Genomic DNA, 23,877 nt, shown 5'->3' with positions numbered 1-23,877 from the left:
AAGTAACGCTTGTATTGTTCTCGCGAATTAACTTTCAGGGATCCTTCCGTGTGTTCCGTGGCAGCCAAAATGTAGCAAACTTAAGCAATTTTAATTTTAACAATGTCACATCTTCGTTCATTTTGGTAGGCCGCGACCTTACAAATGCTCAAATCGCTCAAATCCAGAGCTCGGGCAGACCGCCTCAAGACGTACTCGTAATCAGACAATGACACATTACAAGGGTGCCGTAAGGCACCCTTCCTTTATTATATGTCTGGGTCTCTGTAATCATAGTTGCTGAGAAAAAAGATAAATTAGCGATAAATCGTTTAATATACATAGATTAGCCGCCAAGGATAGAAATAATGACACTGTATTAAAACAGTACAGTAAACCGCAACTTTACACCTGTGTAGTTAGCCTCAAAATTCTACATAATTATACAAATTGTGATTCGTTGTGAAAATACCCCAAACATGAAGTAGTCCTTTTTATACATATGCTCAGTTTGGTCATTAGATTTGGTGCGTCCCCTAAGAACATGGGCTCATCTATTTTTCTGATATCAATGCTATAATAACCCCGTCACCCTAGAGAGATTGATTTTCTTACAGAGGAACGGAGGGAAAAGATGAAAGCGAAAGGTTACCAAAAGCTTGTCGCCCTAATGGTTACCTTGTTGCTATTTGGATTTCAATCCCCGGTTTACGGAGAAAGATCATTGGTAAAAGCAACTTGGGCTTGGCAAACGGAAATGATTGAGGATGGAGGAGAACAACTTCTTGATTTCTCCCGCAATGAAGGCATAAACCTGATTTACCTGCAAATCAATCGTCACATTCCCAAAGAGACATACGAAATGTTTGTAAATCGCGCTCATGAGGAACAAATTGCGGTTCATGCCTTGGGAGGTGACCCTGGGTGGGCACTGTTGGAGCATCGCGAAGATATGCTTGGTCTTGTTGATTGGGTTATTAACTATAATGATAGCGTATCATCGGGGGGCCGATTCGATGGTGTCCATCTTGATATTGAGCCATATGTGCTCGCACAGTGGGAAACCGAACAGGAGGAGATCATATCATCCTGGGAAAGCAATTTAAAGGCATTCCTGAGCAGAGTGTCCGGATCAGGGTTAGAGCTCGGAATAGATATTCCCTTTTGGTTTGATCACCTCAACCTGGTGGATGGAACCAGTTTAAATGAATGGCTGATAAGCGTATTTGACCATGTGACAGTGATGGCTTACCGGAATCAAATCGAGTCTGAGAACGGCATCATCAAACTGACCCAAGACGAGCTTGAACTCGCCGATAAGCTTGGAAAAAAAGTTCTCGTTGCGGTCAATACCAAGGAGATGCCGCAGGAAGCCTACACCACCTTTCATGGACATAGTAAAAAGCAAATGGATCAAACGCTGGAGCGGTTGTCCAGTACGCTGAGTTCCCAAACATCCTTTGCAGGAATTGGAATCCACGATATTCGCTACTGGCAGAACATGCCTGACAAAAGTGAAGAAGAGGCTACGCTGCCTGATGGACAAGACCCACCGGACCCAGCGCCAGTTCCCGTACCTGAACCTGAACCAATCGACCGTGTGCCTGATGCCGATCCTGTTCTGCGGGAAGAAATCGTAAGAGGCACATATATATGGGAAGCTAATGAAGTAATCCAGAACAGTCGAGACATTCTTGATTTTGCTGCCGAGAAACAACTGAACTGGCTATATGTCCGACTAGATCTGCAGCAGCCGTACAGCTCGTATTCTTCATTTGTCAAACAAGCAGCTGCAGCTGGAATAGAGGTGCATGCCCTCGGTGGCACACCAACTTGGGCGTTAGAAGAAGAATTGCCAAGAATCATGAAGCTAGTCAATTATGTTAAAAACTATAACCGCACCGTAGAAGGTGATGAGCGTTTTCACGGTATCCACTTGGACATCGAGCCCTACGTGCTGCCTAAGTGGTGGGCGGATCCGCAGCAGGTTATTTCCGAATGGACCTCTAATCTGGATACGTTTGTCCGTGAACTGAAAAAAGACTCCAACCTTGAGGCAAGCGTGGATTTGGCTGTATGGCTAGATAAGTACATGGTTACTGGCGATGACATCTCCCTAAGCAAATGGATGATTGATCGTATGGATCATGTCTCTCTCATGGCCTTCCGCGATACAGCCACGGGTCCCAATAGTATTGAGGCCGTCACCAAGGAAGAGATCGCCTTTGCGGATGAGCTAGTCAAGCCGATTTTCATTTCGGTAGAGATTAAAGCGAGTCATGAAGGCAATCATATTACCTTCTATGAGGAAGGTGCGGCATACATGGAGCAAGAGCTAGTGAAGCTGCAGGAGTTATTAAAATATTCTTCGTTTAAAGGTACCCATGTACATGCCTATACTTATTGGAAGAACGCTAAGCCTTAATTTGGTGTGAGTTTGACAGCCCCATTGCTCTTAAAGAGCGATGGGGTTTCTTATTCGAGATTGTTTACACATAGCTGTATGTCAAAAAGACCGTTTCCCCCAGAAAACGGTCTTCAAGTGCAGTTTTACTAAGTCTCTGCCACATTTATTCTTCTTGCAAAATCAACAAATTGGAACTTGTCTAAACGATGCCTTGATTCCGTATATTGAAAGAGCGTCGTATCCTCAAGATGGACATACCCCCGGACAACAACGACATGCGTATCATCTCTTAAATCCATGCAACGATGGTCCATTTCTGTTGCGCGTTCCACGCTAATCACTTTCTCAGCGTAGCTGATCTTCAGCTGCAGTTCCTGCTCCAAATAGTGATAAATCGAATCTGCGGCAATATCCTTTGTCAACTCCAGGACGACATCGGCCAGTAAATAATCGATATCCAGAATAATGCGCTCCCCATCGATTTCCCGGGCACGTATGACCTTCCAGACGGGATGCTCCGGCCCGATTCGCAGTTCCTTTGCGATGCGCTCCCCCGCGGGAACCCGTTCGGCAGCATATACAATAGTGCGGCTTTGTTTGCCCAAGCGCTCGGAAAGCTCTTTGTAGCTGACCAGGCCGGATATCGGAAACTTCAGCCTGCCGGTATCCAACACAAAGGAGCCCTTCCCTTTCACCTTGTTGATATAGCCGTTCTGAGCGAGCAGATTCAATCCCTTGCGCACGGTCTCTCTCGAAATTTGATACTCCGCGGCCAGCTCATTCTCCGAAGGAAGCTTGCTGCCGGCCGCGAGTATCCCCGCATCAATCTGTTCGGCGTAATCCTTATAAAGCGTCATAAATATATTGTTCTTCATCACCTGATCACCAACATTATTGTATCATGATTTATGGCAATGTCATTAGGCGCTGTCTCTAGTTTTCTGTCTCAGCTGCAAGCTTAACACGCAGCACTGGGGTACCGCTATGATTCGCTTCCCCTTCAACTTCAACTTCCATAATTTCACGAATAACGTCCTGTCCGTCCGGTACAATCACCGGAGTAATGACGGGAAAGCCAGCCTGTTCAATTCGTGCGATATCGAACTCAAGCAGCAGCTGCCCTTTAGTAATCGCAGCTCCAGTTTCCACATGGGCGGTAAATCCGTCCCCTTTCAAGGAAACCGTATTAATGCCAACATGGATCAACAGTTGAACCCCATTTGGATCGGCAACAATCAGCGCATGCTTGCTCTTGATCAAATGAGCAACGGTTCCGTCAAATGGCGCAAATACCTTGCCTTCGGATGGAATGATGGCAATGCCTTGTCCCATTTGTTGTTCCGCAAAGGCTGGGTCAGGAACTTCTGACAAAGGCACGATTTGCCCATTCAGGGGAGCCGCAATATCTACCATTAGCTTATTTGCATCAGGCTTCACATTAGCATGAGCTGCCGCCTGACTCGGGCTGCTTACGGTTTCATTTGTTTCCATTTCTTCTTTTGCTTCTGTAACTGCAGTCGCTTCAGTTGCTCCAGTTGCTAATCGCTGTGCACCCGGTACCATCGTCGTGCTTTCCGCCGCAAGCCTGCTAGTCTGTCTGGACAGCTGATATTTGCCGTACAATAGTGTCCCCGTAAAAGGTACCACGAGTACAATCGCCATTCCCAGGAAGAAGATGCCCCACTGGTTCGGGAAGATCGACAAAAATCCAGGAATGCCTCCTACCCCGATCGAAGACGCTAGCACATTATTGACGGCCAAGATTACGCCCGCAATCCCGGAACCGAGCATTCCGAAGATGAATGGATATCTGTGACGCACGTTCACGCCGAAAATAGCCGGCTCAGTAACTCCCAAGAAGGCAGAAATCGATGATGTTACGGCCAGGCCTTTCGCTTTCTGTTCTCTAGTAATGAACATCATAGCTAGCGCCGCTGCGCCCTGGGCGATATTCGCCAACGCGAGCATCGGCCACAGAAAGGTTCCACCTTGGCTGCCGATGAGCTGAATATCGACGGCCAGGAAGGTATGATGCATTCCCGTGATGACCAGCAAGGAGTACAAGCCTCCGTAGATCAAACCGCCAAGAGCGGCAAAGGAGTCAAAAATGCCAACCAGCCCCGACGTTAGAACGTTGCCGATCGCAAACGTAATTGGACCCACGACGACAAACGCAAGGAATCCGGTCACTAAAAGAGCTACGGGAGCTACAACAAGCAGCTTGATCGAATCATGCACGCGCTTGTTCAGTAAGCTCTCGATTTTTGCTAAAAGATAAGCGGACACCAGCACCGGAAGCACCTGCCCCTGGTATCCGATCTTCTCAACATCCAATCCAAAGAGATTCCAGACCGGTACCGTGCCGGCCAGTTTGGCATCGGCATATTGATAAGCGCTCATGAGATCCGGATTGACGAGGATCAGGCCAAGCACGATCCCTAGCAGTGGACTTCCGCCGAATTGCCGCACCGCGGACCAGCCGATCAGCACCGGCAGGAAAGCGAAGGCAGTACTTGCAATCAGGTTGATGATAGAAGCAACATCCGCCCACTGCGGGTGCACTTCAATAAGAGACTGGCCTGCATAGAAAATGTCCGGCCCAGTAAGAATGTTATTAATCCCGAGCAGCAAACCTGCCATAACGATCGCCGGCAATATCGGAATGAAAATATCGGCTAGTGTCTTAATCGCCCGCTGCAGCGGATTTTGCTTCTTGCTCGCGAGCGTCTTCACGTCATCCTTGCTCGCTCGCACTCCCCCGGTAATTTCAATCATTTCATTATATACCTGATCGACCAAACCCGGTCCAATTACGACCTGGAATTGGCCTTGGGTTGAGAACTGACCTTTTACGAGATCATTTTCATCTAGTGCTTTGGAGTTTACCTTGCTTTCATCCACAAGGGAAAATCTTAATCTGGTTACGCAATGCGTTGCGGCTTCGATATTGTCTTTACCGCCAACGGCTTCAATGATACGCTCTACGTTTTTGCGATCTATATTCGCCATCGTCATCTGCTCCTGACTTTTTAAGAGTGATAGTTTATGGTATTAAATAATATTAATTAATGGTGTTAATAATCCACATATATGATCCATAAGGCGGCAGCTTGACGGATTCTGTCAGCTCCGGCGCTTCCTCCGTATTGCCTAGAAGAAGCTCAGTAGAACGCGCAGCCGAGAGATTTGCGGCGAACCTCTTTGGCAGCTCAAACTGCACCTCTTCCCCGCTGAAGTTCGAAATAACAACCAGCGTCTGCTCCGTATTCCTTCTTGCATAAGCAAAAACCTGAGGATGTCCTTCATCAAGGCGGTCATACGCCCCGTCCGTTAATACCTTATGGCTCTTGCGCAGCTCGATTAACAGACGGTAGTGATGATAGATCGATTCCGGGTCCTCCACCTGTGATTTCGCATTGATAAGAGGATAACGTTCATCGATCTTGATCCACGGCGTCCCCGTCGTAAACCCAGCCTGATCGCTGTCGTCCCACAGCATAGGCAACCGCGAATTGTCTCTGGAACGCACTTTTACGATATGAGCTGCTTCTTCGGGTGTTTTTCCTTTTTGCAAAAGGATTTCATACATATTGAGTGATTCGATGTCGCGGAATTCGGAAATGTCGCCCCAATTCGGGTCAGGCATTCCGATTTCTTCGCCCTGGTAGACATAAGGCGTCCCCTGCAAGCCATGAAGCGTGGTTGCGAGAAGCTTGGCACTTTCATTCCGGTATTCGCCGTCATTCGTAAATCGGGTAAGCGCGCGCGGTTGATCATGATTATTCCAGAACAGCGCGTTCCAGCCGCCGCCCTGCTGCATGCCGATTTGCCAATCGGACAGCAGTTTTTTAAGCTCCTCAAAATCATACGGCTTGAGCTCCCACTTTTGACCATTAGGGTAGTCCACCTTCAAATGATGGAAGTTAAAGGTCATTGAAAACTCATTTTCCTCTGGATTAGAGTAACGGATGCAATTCTCCAGCGTAGTAGATGACATCTCTCCCACCGTAACCAGGTTATAGGGCGCAAATACTTTGGCGTTTAACTCCTTAACGTATTCATGCACACGGGGACCATCGGTGTAAAATTTACGTCCATCCCCCGGCGGAATCGAGCCGTCATCCATCGGGAAGGTCTGTTCCTTGGAAATCAGGTTGATGACATCCATTCGGAACCCGCTTACCCCCTTCTTAGCCCAAAAAATAAGCAAATCGACGACCTCTTGTCTGACCTTCTCATTTTCCCAATTCAGATCCGCTTGTGTCTTGTCGAAAAGGGTCAGAAAATACTGGCCTGTCCCCTCATCATACTGCCATGCTGAGCCGCCGAATTTAGATTGCCAATTGTTCGGCGGGCCTCCGTCCGCAGCCGGATCTCTCCAAATATAATAGTCGCGGTAAGCATTGTCCCTAGAAGACTTCGCCTCTTTGAACCAGCGATGCTCCGTGGATGAATGATTCACCACGATATCGATCATCAGATGCATGTCTCTTCGCTTCAGCTCCCTAACGAGCTCATCAAAATCCTCCATCGTTCCAAATGCCGGATCGATGTTGTAATAATCCGCCACGTCGTAACCGTTATCATTTTGCGGAGATACATACACCGGCTGCAGCCATAAGATGTCGATCCCCAATCCTTTTATATAATCCAATTTCTCCGTAACCCCGCGGATATCGCCTGTGCCGCTGCCGGTCGTATCCTTAAAGCTCTTAGGGTATACCTGATAAACTGTAGACGTTCTCCACCAATCCCGAGGCAGGTTTCCTATGATTTCCATGAAACTTCCCCTCCTTCATATCTTGTATATACAGGTTGCACGTTATCATATTATACTTGTATATACAGGCTGTCAACCTTCTAATTATAAATACCCTTTTCTTGCTTGCTGGACTAATATTTTTGGAAAAAATCTAAATAAATAAACATCTTTTTTAACAGATAAACAAGACACGATAAAGGACTCATTTATTTTATTTGATGGCAATGTGAAATAATAAAATTGGCGCTTGATAATTACGAACATTTGTTCTATTATGGTAGATGGTGTTAATTATATCCAATTCATTCAGGGAGATGAAATGCCAATGAGTGAAATAATTAGGTATGAAGTAAACGAAGAAAATGCTTTTTCTGGTTTTGTTGAAGCAGGAGATTTTATCTTTTTAAGTTTCTGCGTTGGAAATGTTGGAGGTTCAACTGAAGAACAAGTAGAAGGCGCTCTTAATAACATGAGCGAGAGGTTGGAAAAGGTAAACCTAACTCTGAATTCAGTAGTTAAGGTAGATGTAATGCTCAGAGATGTTTGGGATATCCCTGTAATGGAGAACGTTTTCAAGCAACGATTTAAAGGGAATTATCCTGCAAGAAAGACTATTTCCACTGAATTTGCCCACAAAGGCGGTCCAAATGGGCTTAAAGTTCAAATTGATGCAGTAGCATATAAGGGTAAGTAAAATAATACAGCAATTAGCCAAAAAAATACTGCAAACAGCCACTCCAAGTACACCATTTCGTACTTGTGCTGTTTGCAGTATCGATGCTGTTAACAGTATTTAGCTTACTTTCAATTTTTGAACTCTGCCTGCTGCTGCTCATAGATTTCATAGAAATCATCCCACACGAGCAAGTTGTCCTTCTCTGTGCTCCACCACTCTTTGTACCAGGCCTCGATCTCTTTGCCGCCTCCGCTGTCCCACTGCTTGCGGGCATCCTCATCGGCCTGCTCCACTGTATATTTGCTGCCGCTAATAATCGAGCGGGTATAAATATCGTTAATGGCAGCAGTTACATTGCTGAACTTCACCTGCAGTTCCTTGGGCAGCTGGGGCATATGCTCGGAATGAGTCACGCCTTCGCCGACGAGAAGCTCAGGGTTCATATATACATCCCGTGCTTCCCGGAACATCCGCAGCCCCTCCTTCTGAGAAGGGACGTCCTCATTAAAGAGCGTTTCCGTATAACCGCATTTTCCTTCTTCAAGGCGGCTGTACAGCATTCCATAATCCCCCGCCCAGCTTACCTCATTTTTGTATTTTTCCTGGTCGCTGATTACCGGGCATCCGGTTTCGTTTTTCTTATAATGCGTCCCTTCAAAACCGTTTTTGAACACATGCCCGACTTCTGTCCGGCTCATAAAATCTATAAATTTCATCACCGACTCCGGGTCCTTCGCCCTGGAATTAATCACGGCGGTCATCTGGACCGGATTGTTCCAAACCATAGTATGCTGCCCAACGGAAGTGGATGGAAGAGCAATGACCTTCAGCTTGGCGCCGGGATCATTTTGCAGCAGGGTGTCCAGCTCCTTGCTGGCAAAGCTGGTATAATCCGCCGTCATCGCTGCATACATGCCGATTTTTCCGTTGAGGAAATCCTGCTTTGACTTGGCCCCATCTTTGTCCGCCAGGAAGTCTTTGTCGACGACACCCGCTTCATACAGCTTTCGTTTGAATTCAGTCGCTTCTTTCATATGATTCGGGCCAATGTAGATTTCGCCATTCTTATCTGTAATGACCCAGTTGGCGTTATACATATACCTGAACAAGCCGGCGGTGTCACCAAACTGAAGTCCGCCGATCCCATATGTATCCTTGATTCCATTGCCATCGGGATCCATTTCAGTGAAGGCTTTGGCGACTGCTATCATTTCCTCCTCCGTTGCCGGGACCTCCATATTTAACTTCTCCAGCCAATCCTCGCGGATAAAGAAGCTCGTGAGCGGAAACACTTCATTGATTCTCCCTACCTCGTACAGTTTGCCGTCGGTCTTCGTACCAGCTTTTCTAAGCTGCGGATATTTTTCTAAAAGCGCTTTGTATTCCACACTTGTGTTTTCAATTAAATCATCGATTGGCATAATCTGCTTCTGGTCAAACAGCGCGTTGCGGTTGCTGGTGCCGAATTCAAAAATCAGATCCGGCGCACTGCCTGAAGCAAACAGAACGTTAAGCTTAGCCTGGGATTCCCAACGGGGAACAGCGGTCCACTTGACGTCCACCGGACCATGCTCGTTAATCCATTTGGACCACATATTGTCTTCGATCGTGCCCATCCCGTTAGGGACCGAACCCCGGTCATAAATTGTGGAGGTAATGCTGCCGCGTGGCTCCGCGCCCTCCTTGTTTCCTTCTGCCGCCTTGCCTTCTTTACTTCCTGTACAGCCGGACAGAACGCTCGTCAGCAGCAGTAAAGCGGCGGCCAAGCCGAGCCATTTTTTCATCAACAATATAACCCCTCTTTTCATTGGAAATGTGTACTGCGGTTCACGCTTAAAACCAGCCATCTTCTTGCCTTTCCCTTGAATTAAATGGAGTTAGCACTTAATAAAGTCAGCCCTTAATGGAGCCAAGCATCACACCTTTCACGAAATATTTTTGCAGAAAAGGATAGACGGCGAGAATCGGAGCAATCATGACGAGTACAGCAGCGGAACGCACTCCTTCAGGAGTCAAATTCGCCACCATCGTCGGATCGGCAAAATCCTGAACGACCGAGCTGGACATAATCATATTTTGCACGAGCACCGTCATGTTGAATTTAGCGGTATCATTGATATAAATCATGACGCTCATGAAGGAATTCCAATAGCCTACGCCATAAAACAAAGCGATCGTGGCCAACATCGGCTTCGACAGCGGAAGGGCTATTCTGACCAGCAGGCCGAGCTCGCCGCAGCCGTCTATGCGCGCTGCCTCATCCACTTCTGCCGGCAGGTTCTCAAAATAAGAACGCATAATCAACATGTTATACGTACTGACCAGGCCGGGCAGCCATAGTGCACCGTAGCTGTTCACAAGGCCGAGATTTTGCACGACGAGATACGTAGGGATCAGACCGCCGTTGAAAATCATCGTAAACACCATGGCCAGCGTAAAAAAGCGGCGGCAGTAAAACTGCTTGCGGGACAGCGGGTAAGCCGCCATAATCGTCGTTGCCATACTTAACAGCGTCCCGATTAGCGTAATTTCAACACTGTTCCAGAACGCGTTCAGAATCGGTGTCCCGGTGAACAGATTTTTAAAGGAAAACAGTGTCATCCTTACCGGCCAAAGCCCCACCTGGCCGGACATGACCGCTTTTGCGTCACTAAGAGACAAGGCGACGACATTGAGGAACGGAAGAATACAGCTTAAAGCGGCCAGCGTCAACAGCACATAGTTAATAGCATAAAATACCTTTTCCCCTTTGGATGCTCGCATTCCAGTACCTCCTACCACAAGCCTTCATTGTATTTGCGGGCAATCGCGTTAGCGCTGAAAATAAGGATGAAAGCCACCACAGATTCGAACAGCCCCATGGCAGTCGTCAGGCTGAACTGGGCCCCTTGCAAACCGGTCCGGTAAATATAGGTGCTGATCACATCCGCAATCTCATTCACGTTTGAATTTTGCAGCATATACACCTGATCAAAGCCAACCTCCATCACGCGTCCCATAGACAGGATGAGCAGTAAAATGATGGTGGAGCGGATTCCCGGGATCGTAATATGCCAGATCTGGCGCAGCTTGCTGGCCCCATCCATACCAGCTGCTTCATACAGGCTCGGATCGATAGTAGTCAGCGCAGCAAGAAAAATAATCGCATTAAAGCCCATATCCTTCCATATGCCGGAACCGATGAAAATGGCGATCCACGATCCCTTATTGTACATAAAGGCGTAAGGCTCACCGAAAATATTTTCCACAAGCCGGTTCACGATGCCGTGCTCCAAAGAAAATATCGTCATGACCATCATGGCAATAATGACCCAGGAGAAGAAATGCGGCATATAGAGCACGGTTTGAACCGTCCGCTTGAACGCTATGTTCTTCATCTCATTCATCATGATGGCAAGGATAATGGGCACCGGGAACCCGAATACAATGCTGAGTACACTCAGTACGAGAGTGTTGCGGATAATCTCCAGCGTCCGTGCGTCGTGAAACAGCGTTTCAAAATGCTGGAGTCCGACCCACGGACTGCGCAGCAGACCGTCGTAGAAATTGTAGTCCTTAAAAGCGATGATCAGGCCGCCTATCGGTGCGTAACGAAAAGTGATATAAAAGACAATGACAGGCACAAACATGATCAATAGAGGCAGGTTCACCTTAAAGCGCCGCACCCGCTGCATTTTAATCCGCTGTTTCGCTTCAGGGTGATAATCTTTGTTCATTGAGGCTTTCCCTGCAGCTTCGAGGGCTTTCATACCCTACTCCTCCCTTCCGTGATTGTTTAACACGTAATTGTATTGTAATCAGGAATGAAAGCGTTATCTTTAAGAAATCACAGATGATGTATAAAATTTCTACACAAAAAAACAGGCCAACCTAAAGGATCTAATTGACCTGTTAAACGAAACTATAGGCAATACCGGAATCCCGTCATTTCTCTCCTTATGCCTGTTCTTCAAGCCTTCTACGGTATTCCGTAGGCGACATGCCCGTCCACTGCTTGAAAACGGTAGTAAAATAGCTGGAATTGTCAAAGCCCGTATGTTCAGCAATGTCGACCATCCGGAGGCGGGTGCCCGCGAGAAGCAGCTGAGCCTTCTCGATGCGCAAACGGCTGACGTAATTCGTAAACCCGACCCCCGTTTCTTTCTTGAATAAATTACTAAGATAATTTGGCGTCACGTGCACATGTGCGGCTGCGGCATGCAGCGTACATTCCCCGCAGTAGTTTTCATCGATATAACGAATAGCCTTCAGCACCACATTATCCTGCTTCTCCTGCATCCAGCGTTCAAACAGCTCGATAAAATCGCTGCTCTTTCTCCTCGCCCAGGACAGTAAATCCGGCACCGTATGGGCGAGCAGGATCGGGCCGGGGTCCAGGTTTTCGAGCGATCCTGCGTTTAAATGTTTGAAATCATTCAGTAAAATCTCCGAGAACACTACCATCAGCGTATAGATCTCCGTCCGGCACTCCTGCAGCCCGAGATGAGCAGAGCGGGCCAAATACTCCTGTATTTTTCCTTCCATCCCCGCCATATCACCGATAACGAGCCATGACATGAGCTCTTCCTTCAGGCTTCCGGCACGTTCGTGATTCAAGCTGTTCAAATGGGCATTTTCCCCGCCGGCCGTTTGTATGCGGCTGTACTGACTGGCTAATCGGTCAAGACTCTGCATGACTCCGCCAGCCCTCCAACTCACCTCAAGGCCAAGAAGCTCATAGATCGTTTCCTTGACGATATGGCCAAAATGGAGGTTATCCAGGTTAGGCATGAGCAAAAAGATGAATTGATCCGTTCTTAAGGAGGTAAAGATACCGCCGCGCTGTTCTTTTATTAGCAGCTCTGACATAATGTTGTCTGCCGCGTAATGAAGCAGCATGGTGTCATTTTCGGAATAGGCTCTCCCTGCCGGGGTATAGCCATGGATCTGCAGCAGGAATAATTCGCAGCCGCCCCACTCCCGCCCGTAAGCTTCTGCTGTCCGGACGTCATAAGGCAGACCGAGCAGAGCGGCACGAAGCAGATCGACCTGACGTTCCAATTCATAACGCCTATGCTCCAGCCTGTCTAATCGCAGCCGCTCATACGCCTGACGAAGCACGCGGCGGGTTTCCTCCAGCGAACAAGGCTTGAGCAGAAACTCTACCGCTCCGTAGCGGACCGCTTTTTGAGCGTACTCGAAATCCCGGTAGCCGGTTAAAATAATGACCATCACGCGCCGTCCATGAACAGACAGCCGTTCGGTTAAGGCCAGGCCGTCCATGACCGGCATATGAATGTCCGTAATGACCAGATCGGGCTGGTGAGCCGCAATAGCCTCAAGCGCTTCTTCCCCGTCAGCTGCTTCCGCTACTACTTCCCATCCCAACTGATCGCTGCTGATCATTTTTATGAGTCCCTCTCTAAACCACGCTTCATCGTCAACGACCAACAGCTTCCCAATCATCCGCCTTCTCCTCTCTTCTTTTGAGATCATAAGGAAGGTACAAAGACACGGTTGTTCCTTCCCCTACTTTGGACTTCACATCTACGCCATAGGGCTCCCCGTGAACGAGGGCAATGCGCCGGATGACGCTGCTCGTGCCAATGCTTTGCCGCTCGGCATCCCTATGCCGGGACAGGGTCAGTATTTGCCTTACTGCTGCTGCGTCCATCCCGCAACCGTTGTCCGTAATTTCCAGAACGAGAAGATCCGTTTCATTCGAGCCGGGCGTCTCGGGGGGCCGCTTCCGCTTGTACCCTCGAATGGACAGCCGGCGGTCGCTCCTCATATCGCGGAACGCATGGACAAAAGCATTCTCCACAATAGGCTGAAGCAGCAGGCGGATCATCCGGCAATCCAGCAGGTCCCCGGGTATATCGATGTATGTAAACAACGCTTCCTGATAGCGCGCTTTTTGAATTTGGAAATAATGCTCTATCTGATTAATTTCATCCCGCAGCGTCGTCCTGTCCTCCACTGGTTCCAAAGTATAACGCAGCATTTCTGACAATGAATTGACGAGTTGGGCCGATCTCTCATCTTCCAGCATATAAAATTTCCAAAAAAACATGCCCAGCGTATTGTACAGAAAGTGAGGATTAAGCTGTGCCTGAATCGCCTTCAGTTCCGCTTCCTTCTCGCTTAGCTCCCGTTCATACACTTCTCGGATCAACGTCTCGATCCGCGAAGTCATCCGATTAAAGCTGTCTCCGAGAAAATCCAGTTCATCCCGGTTCTGAACTAGGACGCGGGTATCAAACTTCCCCTCTCTCACCCGTTTCATCGCCTGCACGAGCTTGGTAAGCGGCCGAAGCAGCCTCCGGCTGATCAGTGCAGTAATAAGGGATGAGAATAGTATCGTCGCCAGCGCCGAGATGACAGCCACCTTCCAAATGATCTGCCCCCTGCTCTGAATCTGTTTCAAAGAAACCTTGGTGATCAGCGTAAAGCCCACTTTGTCAGACACCTGCTTCGTATACAAATAAGAGGTCCCTTCCTCCTTCACGATCCGGTTGTCTCCTGTCCGAAGATCTGCGGGAAGAACCGCTTCCTGCTCCAGGCCGGAATTCATAATGTACAGCAATTGACCGTTCTGATCGTATAAATATGCAGCTGCATCCTGGTGCTGGCGCAAATCCTTCAAGTAAGACTCGAACAGAGAGGTATGAAACAGGATCAGCATTTCACCGAAGGTTTCCATATCCAGCGCACGCATTAACCTTCCTGCCATTACCCAGTTTGCACTTTCCTGCTGCCCTGACGCTTCCGAATCCAGGCGATTCCACACATATTCCCCGCCCGTTCCCTCCAGTTTATGAGCCATACTATGCAGATACGTCTGACTTAACCGCTGAAAAGAGCTTGCATAGGTGCCCAGATGAATCACATTTCCTTTTAGATCATAGATGCGGATCCCCATAATCTCCGGCGCATCCAGCCGGACCTGAAACAGCTGCTCATCCAGTTCATCCTCAATTTTCATCCGTTCGAAGGAGTCGATGCCAGCTTTTTGCTCGCTAATCGCCTTTTTGATCGCCGGGTTCAGCGTAATATAGTCCGTCACTCGGTACATATCATTCACGCGCGAATCGAGCCGGGCGAGAACCTGATCCGTCGTCAGGCTGTACTGCCGACTAACCTCCTCATTAAACATGTTCAAATGGATGTTATAAGTGATAAACCCCGTTGTCCCCGATACGATTAGCGTAACGACCGACAGCAGTACAATCAGCTTCGTACGGAAGTTAAATCCTCTCGGATATGTCGTAAAATAACGAAAGATGATGCCCACATCCTCTGCCCAATGTAATCGCTTTCGATTTTATATAATCCTCCTTCTTTCTGTCAATGTCGTTCCGGCTTTTGCAGCAGAGGCAAAAAAAGAGAAGCACAGCTGCAAAAAGTCCCTATTGCTCATCATAGAGCAGGTAACGTTCTTTTAAAGCGCAAGCTGTCTTCTCTTCAATTTGGTAAACATATTTCCTATTTCCTTGCCTGTCCCTAATCTAAGGGCGGGATGATACTGCCTTTTGTGAGGTGTAACGGTTCTCCGGTACGGACAGTCCCAGATTGCCCCGAAGCGTATCACTCTCGTACTCGGTTCTATACAAACCTCGATCCTGCAGGATCGGGACGACATGGTCGACAAAATCCTCCAGTCCGTTAGGCACAGCGGCCGATATCATGAAACCGTCGGCGGCTTCCGATTCAAACCACGTCTGAATTCGGTCGGCGATCTGTTCGGGTATTCCGATGAACCCCCCGCGCGGCGTGGCCAACTGAAGCGCCACCTGTCGGAGCGTCAGCCCTTTCTCCCTGGCGTCCTGCTTAATTTTGTCGGTTCCGCTTTGGAAGCTGTTCTTCCCCAAATCCCCCAGCTCAGGAAAAGGCTCATCCAGCGGGTATTGGGAAAAGTCATGGTGTTCAAAAAAACGGCCCAAATAATTCAGCGCATTTTCGATAGTTACCAGGCTGGCGACCTCCTGATATTTGCGCTCTGCCTCCTCCGGAGTGCTGCCGATAATCGGCCCGATTCCCGGGAAGATCAGCACCTCCTCCGGACTGCGCCCGAACGAAACGGCACGGGACTTCACATCCCGATAGAAGGCCGCAGCTTCCTCCAAGGTTTCATGGCCGGTAAATACGGCGTCCGCTTGCTTTGCCGCAAAATTTCTGCCGACCTCGGATGAACCCGCCTGAAAAATGACCGGCTGCCCCTGCTTGGAACGGGCGATGTTCAGCGGACCTTTCACCGAGAAAAACTCGCCTTCGTGATTCAGTGTATGCATTTTCCCGGAATCGAAAAATACCCCGCTTTCCTTGTTCCGTACAAAGGCGTCATCCTCCCATGAATCCCAAAGACCACGGGTAACTTCGAGATATTCGGCCGCGATCCGGTAGCGTTTATCATGTTCCGGGTGCTCCTTCCTGCTATAATTCAGCGCAGAACCTTCCAGCGGGGAGGTTACGACGTTCCATCCTGCCCGTCCCCCGCTGATCATGTCCAATGAGGCAAACTGGCGGGCGACGGTGAAGGGCTCGCTGTAAGAAGTAGACAATGTGCCCACAAGGCCGATATTTTTACTGACCCCAGCCAGAGCGCTCAAAATCGTGATCGGTTCAAAACGGTTTAAAAAGTGAGGAATCGATTTTTCATTAATGTACAAGCCGTCCGCGATAAAAATCAAATCCAGCTTGCCCTCTTCCGCTTTCCGAACCCAATGCTTATACACTTCAATATTTACGCTGGCATCCGGCAGGACGTCAGGATGCCGCCACATCGATGTTCCTCCTCCGACGCCATGCAGAAGCGCACCCAGCTTCAACTGTCTTTGCTTTGCCATATTCCATCCTCCTTTGGACTAATTTATTGATCAATTTAATTAGACATAGCGATGATTGTGCTTCCCTCTAAACTAGAGCGGCAGCTTGTTTAATGCGTTCAATTTGCCGTAAATGCCGCTGAACGTGACGGGTAAAACCAGCGACGATTTCGGCGATGCTGACGGCCTCTCCTCTAAAGTTAATGCCGGTCTTGGCCAGGTCCCCACTGTTTAACCGGCGAAGCAGCAAGCTGTTATATTGAAGCAGCGCGTGGAAAATGTCCAGAACATCCGACGTATTTCCCGCATTGGCATATTGACCGCTAACCCAGGCATCCTAATCGAACGCCGGGAGCCGGGCTGACGTCCCTGCAACAATATCGCGGATTCGGAACGAAATGACGATGCTGTGATCGACCAGATGCGACACCACCTCCTGCACGCTCCAAATCTCAGGTGCCTGCTTCCATTTCACCTGCTCCTCGCTTAGGCCATCTACTGCTGCCAGCAGCTGGCCATGCGTATTCAAGAAGGCTTCAATATTGACCTCGCTCATTCGTTATCCTCCAATTCCAAACTAGGTTATGTCAGATTGATCGTTAAAGCGGGCCAGGGAAAAAGGCTGGATCGAATAAGAGGTTTGCCCGTCAGCGATCAGATCCGCCAGCAGCTTCCCGACCACACTGGAAAACTTAAAGCCATGACCGGAAAAGCCCCCTGCAACCCAAACATGCGGGTGCACTGGGTGCCGGTCGATAATAAAGTTCTCATCCGGTGAAATTTCGTATTTACAGACAGCTCCCCGCTTCAGCCTTCCTGCTGCTTCCGGCATGTATTTTTCAAGCACATGGCGTAAATCCGCCTCATCTTCAGCATAACTGCCAAACGAAGCCAGCGGCTCGCCGGGAAGCCAGCTCGTACCCGTGTCGTGACGGCCGATTTTGAGACCATTGTCGCCTATGCTTGGAAATCCATAGTAGCTGCCTTCCCGGGCGTTTAGCGTAAAACCCGGAAATTGCCCGGAATCGAAGGCCGGAGAACTCGTTTCAAACCAGCCCACCGTTTTGCGAACCGCGCGGATGGGCAGTTGGACAAACGGGGACAATGTGCTGAACCAGGCCCCTGCAGTCAGGATGGCGGCCCCGGCGTGATATTCTTCATTGTGCGTATAGACCGTTACGCTGTCTTTTCGCGCCTTTACTTTTTGCACCGCAGTATTCGTTAACAGTTCCGCCCCTTTATCCAGAGCCAGCTTGCGATACGCTTTAACACACTGTTCGCTGTGCAGATAACCAGCGGCAGGCTCATACATCGCTGCAAACCAGTCCGGTATGTGCAGGCCTGGCCACCGATAGCGAATTTCAGCAGCATCCAGCCATTCCGTATGAACAGCTAGCTCCTCTACCTGCGCTATTCGTTCCCTGTAGGAGAACAGATTGCTGTCTGCAAGATTGAGCACACCGGACTGAACGAGCAGACTCTCCCCGGTCAATTGCTCTACTTCGTTCCACAGCTCATGTGCGCCTATAGCCAGCTTCGTATATACAGGATCACCACTATAAGCATGGCGGATAAGCCGGGGCTCTCCATGATGACTGCCCTCGCTGTGCGGGGGATCAAAGGCATCAATCAGCAAGGTGTGCAATCCCTTGCTGGCTAAATAATAGCCGGCGCTCATGCCCATCGAACCGGCGCCGACCACGACAACATCATAGCTTTTAATAGCAGCTATAGGGATGCACCTCCGCCTGTGCTGTAATAATCCAGCGCGAGTTCAGCCAGTCTCGTGAAGTAGCTGATGCTGACCGGGAGCGCCCGCTCATCCAAGTCGAAAGCCGGATGGTGCCACTCCTGCGTCCCCGCAGTCCCGATGAATAGGAACAACCCGGGAATTTCACGCTGATATACAGCAAAATCCTCTCCAGCCGGCGAAGGATTCGGCGTGATAGCCTGATAGCCCGTGTCAGCTGCCGCAGCCAGCCCCAGCTTCGCCAGTGCAGCATCATTATTGACCGGCGGCGGACCCTCAATCCAGCGTATGGAAGCCGTTGTGCCGAATGCGGCCGCCACGCCATCCACTACCTGGCCAAATCGTTTAAGCACCTGCAATCGTACGCCATCATCAAACGTACGAATCGTTCCTTCCAGCAGAGCTTGATCAGGAATGACGTTCCAAGACTCCCCGCTATGCAGCTTCGTTACACTGATTACAGCGCTGCTTAGTGAACTGACGTTTCGGCTGACCACCGATTGTAGCGCGGTAACGAGATGGGCAGCCGTTACAATCGGGTCATTTCCAGCCTCCGGGACCGCTGCGTGCGATCCCTTTCCCTCCACCTTAACGAGGAAGCCGTCGGCAGCGGCCATCAGTGGACCTTCCTTAATACCGATCGTCCCTACGGGCAGATCGGGCTTGTTGTGCATGCCGAAGATGGCTTGGACGCCTTCAAGCGCCCCGCTGTCTATAACCAGCTTCGCGCCTTTGGCTTTTTCCTCTGCTGGCTGAAAGATCAGTCTGACTGTTCCTTTTAACCGGCTCTCCTGCTTTTTCAAAGCAAAGGCTACGCCAATCAATGCAGCGGTATGAAAGTCATGTCCGCATGCATGCATTTTTCCGGGATTCAAAGACGCAAACGGCAGGCCGCTCTTCTCTTGAATCGGCAAGGCGTCAATATCGGCGCGCAGTGCAATCACAGGGCCTTCCTGAATTCCTCCGACTTCAGCGATCAGCCCGGTGGCGAGCGGATAATCCTTTACTCGCACCCTAGCTTCTTCCAGCCAGCCGCGAATTCGGCGCGTCGTTTCATATTCCTCATTGGATAGCTCCGGATACCGATGCAGTTGACGCCGGATGTCAATCATTCGTTCAATCGCTATTCCTGTTAATAAAGCCTCGCTTGGCATTTCGTTGTCCTCCCGTAATTCGTTATCCGGTTAATAGACAGCTACTTTCTGCGTTCTTCTCCGTTGTTTAAACCTCCGCTGCAGCTTCAGCCCATGCTTCACTTAGCAGCTCGAAGGAGCGAATCCGCTTATCAAAGGGCTGAATATTGCTAGTCACGATATACTCCTCCACACCGGTTGCCTGATAAAGCTCCAGCAGCTTCCTGCGTACAGATTCCCTGGTTCCCTTGACAATTAAAGGCTCCTGCTCCTGAATCGCATAGTGCCCGCCCGACTGGCGTCCGAATTCCTCCGCTTGGGCCAGCGTACTTACGGTCAGCGTTTTGCCGTTGTCCAGATGGATTTTAAACAGCTTATGCTCTCCTGCGAGCTCCTCTGCCTCTTGCACAGTATCGGCTGCGACTACCGACAGCGCTAAAATAACTTGCGGCTTAGCAGCATATGATGCCGGTTCGAAACGGCTACGATAGATGCGAATTGCCTCCAGCGCCGCTTGTTCATCGCCGTTAATAAACAGGGAGAACACATATGGCAGGCCGAATCCGGCTGCCAGCTCTGCACTGGCCGTGCTAGCTCCGAGCACATACAGCTCTGGAGCGATTTCCGGAAGCGGGGTGGCACGCAAGCCTGCGAGCGGATGGTCGTTGTCCAGAGGGCCCTGCACATATTTTCCAAGCTCGGCGATTTTATTCGTCAAAATCGCGTCCTCCAGCGCCCCCTGCCGCAGCGCCTGCGTGCTCCGCGGCAAGCCTCCGGGAGCGCGGCCGATGCCTAAATCTACTCGTCCCGGGGCAAGGGAAGCCAGAACATTGAAATTTTCCGCCACCTTATACGGGCTGTAATGCTGGAGCATAACACCTCCGGAGCCGATTCGGATCGATTTTGTTTTGGCCAGCAGATGGGAGATCAGAACTTCGGGAGAGGAGCCTGCCACATGGTCTGAATCATGGTGCTCCGATACCCAAAATCGGCGGAATCCAAGCTCCTCCGCTTTTTGAGCGAGCAGTACGGTGTGTGCCAGTGCTTCCGTGGCGGTCTCCCCTGGATAAATAGGGCTTTGATCCAAAACGCTTATCGTAATCCTCATGCATTTGCCTCCTAAATATGATAGTTAAGCTCAGGTGTAATCCGTTTCAAAAATTGTCTCGTTCGCTCCTCGCGAGGGCGATTGAACAGCTCGGCCGGAGGGCCTTCCTCCACGATAATGCCCCCGTCCATAAATACGGCATGGTTGGCTACATCGCGAGCAAAGCTCATTTCATGGGTCACCACGATCATCGTAATGCCTTCTTTAGCGATTTTGCGAATGACCGCCAGCACCTCGCCTACAAGCTCCGGGTCCAAAGCGGATGTCGGTTCATCAAACAGAATTACCTCCGGCTCCAGGGCAAGCGCCCGGGCGATGCCCACCCGCTGCTGCTGTCCGCCCGAGAGCTGGCTCGGATAGGCATCAAGCTTACCAGCTAGCCCTACCTTCTTAAGCAGGGCGACGCTTCTCGCTCTCGCCTCCTCCCGCGGCAATTTCTTCACGATGACCAGACCTTCCATCACATTTTCCAGAGCCGTCTTATGCTTGAACAAATTGTACTGCTGAAACACCATAGCGGACTTCTCGCGCAGAGCATGAATATCTTTCTTAGCCGCATGCTTGCATTTGAGACTGTAATCCCCAATCATTATTTCACCGTCGTTTGGCTTCTCCAAATAGTTCACGCAGCGCAGCAGCGTTGTTTTCCCGGAGCCGCTCGGTCCAAGGATTACGACGACCTGGCCTTTTTCCACAGTCAGATTGATCGATTTCAATACCTGATTGCGGCCGAATGATTTCGAAATATTCGTCAGCTTAATCATGCAACCCCACCCCGATTGTACAGATTGATCCGTTTCTCAAGCAGTGCCGTCAACTTTTCGATCAGGAAAGTAAGTCCCCAGAAAATAGCCGCAGCTGCCAAATAGGCTTCGAAAAACTTCCAGTTCGTCGCAGCAACGATTTGCGCTTTGGCATTAATGTCGACGACGGATACAGTAAACGCCAGCGTAGAACCATGCAGCATGCCGATGACTGAATTGGACAGATTGGGCAGGCTGGCGGCCAAGGCCTGGGGAAAGACGATCCTCCGCAGCCCCTGCGGTGTTGTCATCCCTACTGAGTAGGCGGCCTCCAACTGTCCGCGGCTGACGGCCAGCAGGCCAGAGCGGATCACTTCCGACATATAGGCTCCGGCGGTAATCGAAAATGAAATAAAGGCAAAGCCGATCATCGGAATAGAGGATGATTTAAAACCCCAGCCAAATTGGGCACATATAGCATCCACCAGCACCGGCAAGCTGAAATAGATCAACAGCAAATGCGTAAGCATTGGCGTGCCGCGGATAAAGGTTACATAGGCGGAGGCGAGCTGGCTTAGCAGCGGGATATTATATATGCGGACGATTGCCGCTGCAAGGCCGATCACAAATCCAGCCGTCACGGATACGGCGGTAATCATCAGTGTCGTAGGAATGACAGCGAGCAGTTGCACAAACGCCAACCATATAAATGAGGGATCGATTTTCACAGCTTTGCGCCTCCTTTTTCCGTTCTCATACTTCCCGCTGTCCGTGTATAGATCCGTTTTTTCTGTATCCGAAAAGTCTTTCTCGCCGTATTGTCTTCGGTGTCTCCGCTGTCTCTACTGCCTCTATCATCTCTGCTGTCCGGAAGCTCATGCTTCAACAGGCGCAGCTCCGCAAGCTGCAGCAGCTTCTGCAGAGTAATGCTGATGCAGAGATAAATGACAGCGAGGGCGATATAAGCCTCAATAAAATGCTGTGTAATCGAACCGAGCGTCTGCGCTTTACCCGTCATTTCCATCACTCCGATGGTAAATGCAAGCGAGGTATCCTTCAGCAAGGCGATGACCGTATTGGCGAATACCGGAACAGCCACACCCAAAGCCTGGGGGGCCACAATGAGGATAAAAGCTTGATGCCCCTTCATCCCTAAGGCATAGGCAGCTTCTACCTGCCCCCGGTCCACAGCGGTCACCGACGCACGGATTATCTCGGACATAAAGGCGCCGGTATGCAGCCCGTAGGTCAAAATGACGAACACCAGGACATGCGCTTTGGACAGATCAAGCTGAACCAGCTGCAAAATTTCCGGCAAACCGTAATAAAATAAAAACAGTTGAATCAAAATCGGAGTTCCTCTGAAAAACGAAACATAAACTTTTGAGCATGTGCTTAACACCGGTATCCGATATAAGCGGGGAAGGGCGATAACAATTCCGACGATCATCCCCACCAGCAGCGAGCCAGCTACGATGAACAGGGTAACGCCAAGCGTTGACGCCAGCTTTGGAAAAAAGTCAAGCACAAAAGTAAAATCAAACGGTGCCCCCATGGATTTTCATCTCCCCTCCTGATTTAATCAAGCAAAGATATATGACCTCAACGGTCCGACGTAAAATCCGAGCCAAGCCATTCCTTGCTCAGCTTACCGAGCGTACCGTCCGCTTTCAGTTCCTTAATGACGGCATCTATCGCATCGGCAAGCTTCTGCTCCTCCGGGTCGTTCTTGCGGAAGACGAACAGAATATCGGCCTCCGACAAGTCCTCGCCGGTTGTTTTCAGCTTGCCCTGCGGGTCAATGAGCGGTAAAGAAAAATCTGCGCCAAGCGTTGCGTCTACCCGGCCGGTCGTAATCTGATGTACTGTATCGTTCGCCGTACCGCTTTGATAAACAATTTCAATTGCATTGTTATTTTCCTTGTTGTAGTTTTCCAATATTTGCGCCTCCGCACTGGTTGCACCAGTCAGCACCTTTTTCCCCTTTAAGTCATCCAGGGAATGAATCTTATCGTTGTCTTTGGCAACGATGATTTTATTTCTCCAGTGAGCATATGGCTCTTTGTTAAACAGGTATTTCTCCGTTCTTTCCGGATTTTTCTCCATCTGGTGAGCGATGAAGTCGATCTTCTTCGTCTCCAGGCTAAGCAGGAGATTGGAAAACTCCTGGGTCTGGATGTCAAACTCATACTCTGGCAAACGGTTGTCAATTTCCCGAACGAGCTCGACATCAAAACCCGTCAACTTTCCGTTTTCATCTACAAAGCATACTTTCGGGAAACCCGTGCCTGTACCCACCACCACTTTGTTGATCTTTGCTTCGGCGGATCCGGCCGAATTGCCGGTTACTGCCACCTCGGACTTCGTGCCTGCTTGGCATCCGGAAATCCCCACTGCCAAAACAATTAAAATTGCCAATAGCCTTATTTTTTTCATGACCTCCACCCCTTCGCTCTCCGCTTTTTTGCCAATTGTATAATTCCCATGTGTTTAGTGAGGATTATATTGTCAATTA

At 49.6% G+C, this 23,877-nt stretch carries 19 protein-coding genes; 2 read left to right on the top strand and 17 right to left on the bottom strand.

What is annotated here, in order from left to right:
- The first annotated feature begins 613 nt into the window (after positions 1–613).
- On the top strand, positions 614–2,404 hold the full coding sequence (locus tag G358_RS0122860; RefSeq protein ID WP_019639581.1) for a hypothetical protein: 1,791 nt from the start codon (positions 614–616) through the stop codon (positions 2,402–2,404).
- 128 nt (positions 2,405–2,532) lie between these two features.
- Here the strand turns inward: G358_RS0122860 and treR are convergent, their stop codons facing one another.
- From treR to treC, 3 genes are read right to left on the bottom strand one after another with little or no spacing between them, the layout of a single operon-like run.
- Positions 2,533–3,261 carry a trehalose operon repressor gene (treR, locus tag G358_RS0122855; RefSeq protein ID WP_019639580.1) on the bottom strand — a complete coding sequence of 243 codons (729 nt, stop codon included), beginning with the start codon at positions 3,259–3,261 and terminating at the stop codon, positions 2,533–2,535.
- Positions 3,262–3,319: 58 nt separating this feature from the next.
- Entirely contained in the window at positions 3,320–5,395 is a 2,076-nt protein-coding gene (treP, locus tag G358_RS0122850) for a PTS system trehalose-specific EIIBC component (protein ID WP_019639579.1), read from the bottom strand.
- A gap of 52 nt (positions 5,396–5,447) precedes the next feature.
- Positions 5,448–7,166, bottom strand: a complete 1,719-nt coding sequence (gene treC / locus G358_RS0122845) for an alpha,alpha-phosphotrehalase (RefSeq protein WP_019639578.1) — start codon at positions 7,164–7,166, stop codon at positions 5,448–5,450.
- Positions 7,167–7,473: 307 nt separating this feature from the next.
- Here treC and G358_RS0122840 point away from each other — a divergent pair, with 307 nt between their 5' ends.
- Complete coding sequence (locus G358_RS0122840; protein WP_019639577.1) at positions 7,474–7,842, top strand: RidA family protein; 369 nt, start codon at positions 7,474–7,476, stop codon at positions 7,840–7,842.
- A 110-nt stretch (positions 7,843–7,952) separates the two neighbouring features.
- Here the strand turns inward: G358_RS0122840 and G358_RS0122835 are convergent, their stop codons facing one another.
- The 14 genes from G358_RS0122835 to G358_RS0122770 all read right to left on the bottom strand — a co-directional run bounded on the left by G358_RS0122835 (position 7,953) and on the right by G358_RS0122770 (position 23,798).
- Positions 7,953–9,608, bottom strand: coding sequence for an extracellular solute-binding protein (locus G358_RS0122835; protein ID WP_026342414.1), 1,656 nt, complete (start codon positions 9,606–9,608; stop codon positions 7,953–7,955).
- Positions 9,609–9,717: 109 nt separating this feature from the next.
- Positions 9,718–10,587, bottom strand: coding sequence for a carbohydrate ABC transporter permease (locus tag G358_RS0122830; RefSeq protein ID WP_019639575.1), 870 nt, complete (start codon positions 10,585–10,587; stop codon positions 9,718–9,720).
- Positions 10,588–10,598: 11 nt separating this feature from the next.
- Positions 10,599–11,573: an ABC transporter permease gene (locus tag G358_RS0122825; RefSeq protein ID WP_019639574.1), complete on the bottom strand. Its 975-nt coding sequence runs from the start codon at positions 11,571–11,573 to the stop codon at positions 10,599–10,601.
- Positions 11,574–11,760: 187 nt separating this feature from the next.
- A complete protein-coding gene (locus tag G358_RS0122820; protein WP_019639573.1) occupies positions 11,761–13,269 on the bottom strand; it encodes a response regulator transcription factor in 1,509 nt (502 codons plus the stop codon).
- Entirely contained in the window at positions 13,244–15,097 is a 1,854-nt protein-coding gene (locus G358_RS0122815; protein ID WP_019639572.1) for a sensor histidine kinase, read from the bottom strand. The genes G358_RS0122820 and G358_RS0122815 overlap by 26 nt, the downstream gene beginning before the upstream one ends.
- A gap of 214 nt (positions 15,098–15,311) precedes the next feature.
- Positions 15,312–16,649 carry an LLM class flavin-dependent oxidoreductase gene (locus tag G358_RS0122810; protein ID WP_019639571.1) on the bottom strand — a complete coding sequence of 446 codons (1,338 nt, stop codon included), beginning with the start codon at positions 16,647–16,649 and terminating at the stop codon, positions 15,312–15,314.
- Between the two features lie 316 nt (positions 16,650–16,965).
- Positions 16,966–17,184 (bottom strand): DinB family protein, encoded by a 219-nt coding sequence (locus tag G358_RS34630; RefSeq protein ID WP_019639570.1) that lies wholly within the window; start codon positions 17,182–17,184, stop codon positions 16,966–16,968.
- Positions 17,185–17,205: 21 nt separating this feature from the next.
- Complete coding sequence (gene solA, locus G358_RS0122800) at positions 17,206–18,360, bottom strand: N-methyl-L-tryptophan oxidase (protein WP_033404342.1); 1,155 nt, start codon at positions 18,358–18,360, stop codon at positions 17,206–17,208.
- Positions 18,357–19,532 (bottom strand): amidohydrolase, encoded by a 1,176-nt coding sequence (locus G358_RS0122795; RefSeq protein ID WP_019639568.1) that lies wholly within the window; start codon positions 19,530–19,532, stop codon positions 18,357–18,359. Before G358_RS0122795 ends, solA begins: the two co-directional genes overlap by 4 nt.
- Before the next feature lie 67 nt (positions 19,533–19,599).
- Entirely contained in the window at positions 19,600–20,619 is a 1,020-nt protein-coding gene (locus G358_RS0122790; protein ID WP_019639567.1) for an LLM class flavin-dependent oxidoreductase, read from the bottom strand.
- Positions 20,620–20,630: 11 nt separating this feature from the next.
- A complete protein-coding gene (locus G358_RS0122785) occupies positions 20,631–21,383 on the bottom strand; it encodes an amino acid ABC transporter ATP-binding protein (RefSeq protein WP_019639566.1) in 753 nt (250 codons plus the stop codon).
- Positions 21,380–22,090, bottom strand: a complete 711-nt coding sequence (locus G358_RS0122780; protein ID WP_019639565.1) for an amino acid ABC transporter permease — start codon at positions 22,088–22,090, stop codon at positions 21,380–21,382. The genes G358_RS0122785 and G358_RS0122780 overlap by 4 nt, the downstream gene beginning before the upstream one ends.
- Positions 22,087–22,917, bottom strand: coding sequence for an amino acid ABC transporter permease (locus tag G358_RS0122775; protein ID WP_019639564.1), 831 nt, complete (start codon positions 22,915–22,917; stop codon positions 22,087–22,089). Before G358_RS0122775 ends, G358_RS0122780 begins: the two co-directional genes overlap by 4 nt.
- Before the next feature lie 47 nt (positions 22,918–22,964).
- Positions 22,965–23,798 carry a transporter substrate-binding domain-containing protein gene (locus tag G358_RS0122770; RefSeq protein ID WP_019639563.1) on the bottom strand — a complete coding sequence of 278 codons (834 nt, stop codon included), beginning with the start codon at positions 23,796–23,798 and terminating at the stop codon, positions 22,965–22,967.
- Positions 23,799–23,877 lie beyond the last annotated feature (79 nt).

Source organism: Paenibacillus fonticola DSM 21315 (assembly GCF_000381905.1).
Lineage (GTDB): Bacteria > Bacillota > Bacilli > Paenibacillales > Paenibacillaceae > Fontibacillus > Fontibacillus fonticola.
Note: the sequence above shows the minus strand (reverse complement) of the source record. Positions and strands in the feature narration are given on the sequence as shown.

Bases quoted from the DNA above. Each gene is read 5' to 3' on its own strand.
- G358_RS0122825 (WP_019639574.1), bottom strand. From the start codon at position 11,573: ATGAAAGCCCTCGAAGCTGCAGGGAAAGCCTCAATGAACAAAGATTAT.
- G358_RS0122810 (WP_019639571.1), bottom strand. From the start codon at position 16,649: ATGGCAAAGCAAAGACAGTTGAAGCTGGGTGCGCTTCTGCATGGCGTC.
- G358_RS0122835 (WP_026342414.1), bottom strand. From the start codon at position 9,608: ATGAAAAAATGGCTCGGCTTGGCCGCCGCTTTACTGCTGCTGACGAGC.
- G358_RS0122820 (WP_019639573.1), bottom strand. From the start codon at position 13,269: ATGATTGGGAAGCTGTTGGTCGTTGACGATGAAGCGTGGTTTAGAGAG.
- G358_RS0122860 (WP_019639581.1), top strand. From the start codon at position 614: ATGAAAGCGAAAGGTTACCAAAAGCTTGTCGCCCTAATGGTTACCTTG.
- G358_RS0122770 (WP_019639563.1), bottom strand. From the start codon at position 23,798: ATGAAAAAAATAAGGCTATTGGCAATTTTAATTGTTTTGGCAGTGGGG.
- G358_RS0122790 (WP_019639567.1), bottom strand. From the start codon at position 20,619: ATGAGGATTACGATAAGCGTTTTGGATCAAAGCCCTATTTATCCAGGG.
- treP (WP_019639579.1), bottom strand. From the start codon at position 5,395: ATGGCGAATATAGATCGCAAAAACGTAGAGCGTATCATTGAAGCCGTT.
- G358_RS0122830 (WP_019639575.1), bottom strand. From the start codon at position 10,587: ATGCGAGCATCCAAAGGGGAAAAGGTATTTTATGCTATTAACTATGTG.
- G358_RS0122795 (WP_019639568.1), bottom strand. From the start codon at position 19,532: ATGCCAAGCGAGGCTTTATTAACAGGAATAGCGATTGAACGAATGATT.
- G358_RS34630 (WP_019639570.1), bottom strand. From the start codon at position 17,184: ATGAGCGAGGTCAATATTGAAGCCTTCTTGAATACGCATGGCCAGCTG.
- G358_RS0122775 (WP_019639564.1), bottom strand. From the start codon at position 22,917: ATGGGGGCACCGTTTGATTTTACTTTTGTGCTTGACTTTTTTCCAAAG.
- G358_RS0122785 (WP_019639566.1), bottom strand. From the start codon at position 21,383: ATGATTAAGCTGACGAATATTTCGAAATCATTCGGCCGCAATCAGGTA.
- G358_RS0122840 (WP_019639577.1), top strand. From the start codon at position 7,474: ATGAGTGAAATAATTAGGTATGAAGTAAACGAAGAAAATGCTTTTTCT.
- treC (WP_019639578.1), bottom strand. From the start codon at position 7,166: ATGGAAATCATAGGAAACCTGCCTCGGGATTGGTGGAGAACGTCTACA.
- treR (WP_019639580.1), bottom strand. From the start codon at position 3,261: ATGAAGAACAATATATTTATGACGCTTTATAAGGATTACGCCGAACAG.